We start from the raw sequence: 253 nt of genomic DNA, 5'->3' as shown, positions 1-253 counted from the left end.
TACAGCTAAAGCCGTGGCAACAACTAAAGCTCGTGAAGTAGCTGAAACTCAAGCAAAAGCTCAAGCGGAGGAAGCAACTAAAGCTCGCGAAGCAGCTGAAGCTCAAGCAGCGGCTAAAGCTCAAGAGGCAGCTAAAGCTCGTGAAGCAGCTAAAGCTCAGGCAGAAGCTAAAGCTCAAGAAGCAGCTGAAGCTCAAGCAGAAGCTAAGGCTCAAGAAGCAGCTAAAGCTCGTGAAGCAGCTAAAGCTCAGGCA

At 49.8% G+C, this 253-nt stretch carries 1 protein-coding gene; it reads left to right on the top strand.

Annotated elements, in window-relative coordinates:
- Positions 1–253: hypothetical protein (locus tag MR079_RS28840; RefSeq protein WP_242295113.1), on the top strand; the 253-nt coding region annotated here is incomplete at both ends.

Origin of the sequence: Bacillus cereus group sp. BfR-BA-01381, from assembly GCF_022663555.1 — a bacterium.
Classification (GTDB): domain Bacteria; phylum Bacillota; class Bacilli; order Bacillales; family Bacillaceae_G; genus Bacillus_A; species Bacillus_A pacificus.
Note: the sequence above shows the minus strand (reverse complement) of the source record. Positions and strands in the feature narration are given on the sequence as shown.